At 62.5% G+C, this 4,782-nt stretch carries 6 protein-coding genes and 1 pseudogene; 5 read left to right on the forward strand and 2 right to left on the reverse strand.

All coding sequences use genetic code 11. The features are described 5' to 3' along the window. Nucleotides 1-499 precede the first annotated feature (499 nt). From WAW17_RS13790 to WAW17_RS13805, 4 genes are all read left to right on the forward strand, one after another. A complete protein-coding gene (locus WAW17_RS13790; protein ID WP_422333522.1) occupies nucleotides 500-889 on the forward strand; it encodes an AMIN-like domain-containing (lipo)protein in 390 nt (129 codons plus the stop codon). Nucleotides 890-1,407: 518 nt separating this feature from the next. Continuing rightward, nucleotides 1,408-1,722, forward strand: coding sequence for a hypothetical protein (locus tag WAW17_RS13795; protein ID WP_422333523.1), 315 nt, complete (start codon nucleotides 1,408-1,410; stop codon nucleotides 1,720-1,722). 291 nt (nucleotides 1,723-2,013) lie between these two features. Further along, nucleotides 2,014-2,550, forward strand: a complete 537-nt coding sequence (locus WAW17_RS13800) for a hypothetical protein (RefSeq protein WP_422333524.1) — start codon at nucleotides 2,014-2,016, stop codon at nucleotides 2,548-2,550. A gap of 172 nt (nucleotides 2,551-2,722) precedes the next feature. Beyond that, on the forward strand, nucleotides 2,723-3,256 hold the full coding sequence (locus tag WAW17_RS13805) for a hypothetical protein (RefSeq protein ID WP_422333525.1): 534 nt from the start codon (nucleotides 2,723-2,725) through the stop codon (nucleotides 3,254-3,256). 140 nt (nucleotides 3,257-3,396) lie between these two features. On the opposite strand, the gene WAW17_RS13810 is transcribed toward WAW17_RS13805, so the two are convergent. Next, complete coding sequence (locus WAW17_RS13810) at nucleotides 3,397-3,648, reverse strand: hypothetical protein (RefSeq protein ID WP_422333526.1); 252 nt, start codon at nucleotides 3,646-3,648, stop codon at nucleotides 3,397-3,399. Nucleotides 3,649-3,693: 45 nt separating this feature from the next. After that, entirely contained in the window at nucleotides 3,694-4,026 is a 333-nt protein-coding gene (locus tag WAW17_RS13815) for a hypothetical protein (protein WP_422333527.1), read from the reverse strand. Nucleotides 4,027-4,237: 211 nt separating this feature from the next. On the opposite strand from WAW17_RS13815, the pseudogene WAW17_RS13820 reads away from it, so the two are divergent. Beyond that, nucleotides 4,238-4,782 (forward strand): annotated as a pseudogene (locus WAW17_RS13820) (hypothetical protein); the annotation flags it as partial.

The following is a 4,782-nucleotide window of genomic DNA, read 5'->3' on the forward strand; positions in this document are numbered from 1 at the left end:
CGCGGTTCCGACCGGACGAACCGGCCGGAGATCCGCTCGTGCAACGCTTCCAATTCGGCAGCAACCAGATCGATAACCACCCAACCAGTATCTCTTACCTGTCAAGTAAGTGCCGTTGCAGTATTAAGTCCGCGGTTAGGGCCGTCGCGTCATACCTCGAAGGGGCTCTCGATGGAGAAGCGTCCAAGGATTGGCACGACGGGCGTGTCACGTTCTGCCGGTGAGGGCCGATACGCAGGGTATGAGGGGAGAAAGATGCAAAGCGATCTTGTTCGTCGCGATGATGACGTGTATCGCCTTAGCTGCGGGCTGCCAGTCGGCCAGCGAGCAAACCGGCACCCTCGAAAGAACGTCGATCCCGGCGAGTGAGGTCCCCGCGGCACAGGAAGACTCGGGTCCTGGTATGCCGACTCCCATACCGTGCCCAACGGAGCTTTGCTTCCCTGGTTCCCCGGACGGATCGATACCTCCACCGCCGGCGACGCCGACCATCGCCGGCGTGACGGCCAGTGGCATGTACGTCGAGCGGCACGACGGATTCGACCGCATCGTCTACGACTTCTGCGGCACATATACGCCCGGCTGGCGCGCCGAGTATGTCGCCGAGGCAACCGTACGCGGCCAAGAGACTTCCGCGCCGATTAATGGTCGGTCGATTCTGCAGATCTACTTCTTCGGCACGGTCTCGTCGGCCGACAGTGGGATCACCGGTTACAGCGGGCCGAATCCTTTGTCGGACCCCGCTGCTCAAAACGTTGTCGAGGTGATCCTGGCACCGAGCTACATGAAGACCACACAGTCGTTTGTCGGACTCCGAACCGATCACCCGCAGTTCCAGGTCACGAATCTCCGAGATCCCGCGAGAATCGCGCTCGACATCTACGGATAGCACGCTGCAACCCAATCCGTGAACGTTCAGCTGATCATTGGTTCCACCGTCCTACCGATCACAAACTCCTGTGGGCCCCTCTGCTGGCTCGGTCGCCCCTCCATCGGCGTGACGGCCAGCGCGCCCTCGCCATGCCCCGGTCAACGATCGATGACCGGCCAGCGATCGATAACCGCCGGTCACCGTTCGTCTCACGGGTCTCAGAACGATGACAGATCGCCAAGACCTTGGCGGCCTTCTATCGACGGCACACCGGAAATTGGCCGAGCAGAATCCGTGCAGGTCTTCGACCCGGCCACCGAACGTGAGCTTGCCGCAGTACCGCAAGCCCATGCGAAGCTGGATGCATGTTCATGCCCGAGGCGCACTATCTCAAAGTCTGGACGTTTCCGATCACCGGACCGGATGCACCAGTCGAGGCCCCCGAGCAGATCGTCGACGCGTGTCACGCCGTGGGTCGAGACCTGCAGTGCCGCTGGCACGGACTCGATACGTACATGCAGAACTGTATGTGGACAGTGTCGTTGCTCGACACCGGATACTGCCACATTGCACTCGAGGCCGGTCCCCGGCCGCGGCACAAGACTGCGGGAACCGCACAATTGAGAGGCTTTGAGTTCGGGGGGCCGCACATCGAACAGTCCACCCAGGAGCTCACAGTGCTCATCGCCGGCGAAGTGCAGGATCAGCTGGCCGGTGGTGTCCCCTTTGTGCAATGGCCAATCGAAGAACAACGACTGTTGATGGCGTCGTTTCGAGACGGACATGCCGTATGGGTGGCTCGCAGTTCTGATCGCGTGATTGCGGAAATCGGTTCGCTTTGCTCGCCATGAGCGAACCGTCAGCGACAACCGGTGAGGGATCGTCGTCCGGTCAGCGATCCACCAGCGGGACGGGCGGACACCGACCGTCAATCGAGTGCCGATGAGCACGCCGTCGAGAGACGGCAAGCTCCGCGATGCTCGTGGCCGAGCTGCAAGCGCGTCAGCAACAGGAAGTGCTTCACTGGCACGGTGACCATTGGAAACTCCCCTGTGGATATCGGAGCGCGCCAGTACCTCCGGCGCCTCTCGCGATACGTCATAGCTTGTGCCTGCGGACTTCTCATTGCAGGGTCGGTCGCAGTGGCTTCACCCGGGACCGCGTGTGCCTGCTCATGCGCTAGCAGCGAAACGCCGGAAGAAGCCGTTTCGTATGCGTCCGGAGTCTTTGTCGCCCGTGCCACCGACAAGGTCTCGGACGGGTTCACCGATACCTACGAGTTCGAGGTGTCGCAAGTGTTCAAGGGCGATGTGGGCTCCACAACGACGGTGGGCACCCTTGCGAATGGCAACGGGTGTGGGACCAGCTATCAGGTCGGGGACGAGTATCTGCTCTTTGTCTCCAGGCCGTACCAGGTTGATGCCGTCTGGGAAGGCTACGCGTGCGGCCCCTACACCGGCGCCCCGTTCGACATTCGATCCGTCACCGAGAAGGTATATGGACCGCCCCATCCTCCGCGAGAAGCCGCACCCAAGGCGGAGAGCGGCTGGCAGACCCGGACGACCGCCGGAATACCAACGCCGGTACTGGCGGTGGCTGGAGTCGTCCTGGTCGGATTGATCGGATGGAGCATCCTGGTATTCCGTCGACGGTGGTCCAGAGGAACGCACCAGCGCTAGAAGTGTTCCTCGGGTGGGTGGCACTTGAGGGATGCGAGGCTCACCAGAAATCTTTGCTTCGACGGGCAACAATCGATCTGAAAACTGAAAAACTACGTCAGACAGAGCTATGAATGAACCGGCCAAGAGAGCGGCTCCGCACGTGGCACGCACACTTCTGTGGATAGTGACCATGACGGTCACCGCTGGAGCGCTGGTGCTGATGACCGTGGTGTGGGGTCACTGGTGGCCGTCGGGCAACGCCTGGTACCTACCGGCTGCAGTGGCGCTGGCGCTGCTGTTCGCGACAGGAGCGGTATGGGGCCTCGGCTCGATCTACGTCATACGGAGGGACCGGCGCTGGGCGTGGTGGATGGTGGGCTGGCCACTCCTCGTAGCGCTCGGCGTGACGCTGGCACTAGCCGCTCGCCCAGATTTCGAGGACTCGCGCCCAGAGTTCGAGGAAACAGCTCATCAGCTTCTCGCCACTCCGGAATCCACGCACTTGAGCGATCTCAAGATCGGGCGTTTCGAGGTCGGCAGGGCCTACAACCCTCAACAGGGAGACGTGTTCTTCACCGACGAACGGTCGACGGCGTTCACCACCGAGTCAGGCTGGGTCTACTCCCCAGACGGGGCGCCGGCACCTGCATCTCGCGACGGCGAATTCACCGCCGACCATATCGACGGGCCGTGGTACCGGTATGAGCTCGTAACGACGTTCTAGGTCGGCGGCGCGCGTCCCGGTAGTGGTTCGGCTTACGGTGCGGCTCGCGACCCCGGAAGAGCTGTTGCCGTGTCCACGTGGCTCGTCGATGCCACACAGGCATGGGGCCGGCTCGGGAGTCGCTCCTGTTCGACCGTGCTCTATGTGACGAGCGCAAGACCGACGCCAGGGCCCCCATCGGGCAGCTGTACGAGCGGACTGTTGGTGAACTTCAAGGGGGTGCTGTCCCACGTCATCAGCGGGAACGCGACGTTGTCCTGCCAAGTCTCACGCAGGTTGACGACAATCGAGCTTGCGGAAGTGCCGGGCTGGACCCAGAAGGTGTCCGGGGCGACCGCTCCGACGCCCACGAACTTCGGCGTGAGTGAATTCAGCACGTTGATGTCGTGCACCCGCCGATATTCGGTCAGGTAGTACGACTGCTTTGGAGCGCTGTATCAGTGATTCCGGGATGGTGGTAGATCGCGTTGCACCAACCGCAATTTGGCTGCTGCGATTACGCCAGGGAAGAAGTAGTGGCCCTCGGGAGATTCGATCAGATCGTCATCATTGATGCCATGGACCTCCCATACGTCCACCGCTCCGCCCGTGTTGTTCATCCGCACGAACCAGTCGCGTTCCCACTCGCCAGCAGCGAGGAAGCAGCCCTGTTGCTCGGGCCCATAGCTTCCTGCAATGCCGCGAGCAGCACCCATCCGGCTGCAGTCCAACCCGTATCGGAGAATGGATGCACGGTTCAACACCGAGGTGACGTGGTAGCGGGGTGGCATTCCCAAAAGGTAACGATGAACTTGCGCGTTGCACCACATATTTGATCTCGAATCGTGGATCCTCGATCGACTGAACCGCGCACGCTGAACGACCGAGACGAATCGTCCGAAACCGTGAGCCTCCGAGCGGTTCCCGGAAGGGGATCGCTGTCCGGAACGGCACGACTGCGACTTGCCGGGTTCTGCCGATGTCGCGGGTTACGGTCGGCCGGTGAATCTCGTTGACCGGTGTGGCCCGATCGTTGCCGCCCTTGTCGGTGGTGTGCTCGCTGCCTTCGCTCTCCGCGAATCGGAGGTACTCGACCACACCATCGCTGCGAAGGACGGCCTGAGCGGGGTGCTGGTCACTCCTCAGTGGGCCGGAACCATCGCAGCAGTCGTTGCCGTCGCCGCGCTGACGGTGCTGCTGCGGTTGCGTTCCGGGATCGGCGCAGCCGCAACCGCGCTCGTGGGCGCCGCAGCGATCGGCCTGCCCGCTGTTGTGGCGGTGGCGACCGAACCGGCCCTGACCCTGAACGCGGTGGGTGCCGGCCTGATGCTCGGTGCGGCGGCGTACCCGACTGCAGGGCGACGGGCTCCACTGATTGCGCTGGCTCTCGGGGTGCTGGCGGCGACCGTGTTCTTCGGTGGGGCCTTGACCCCGGTTCTTGGACACGCTGAATCCAGCACCTGCTGGGGAAGCGAGATGATCTTCAGTCATGTCACGCAAGAACTACTCGGAAGAGTTCCGGCGCCAGGCGGTCGAGTTGTACGAGT

This window comes from Rhodococcus sp. (in: high G+C Gram-positive bacteria) (genome assembly GCF_049286785.1).
Lineage (GTDB): Bacteria > Actinomycetota > Actinomycetes > Mycobacteriales > Mycobacteriaceae > Rhodococcus_F.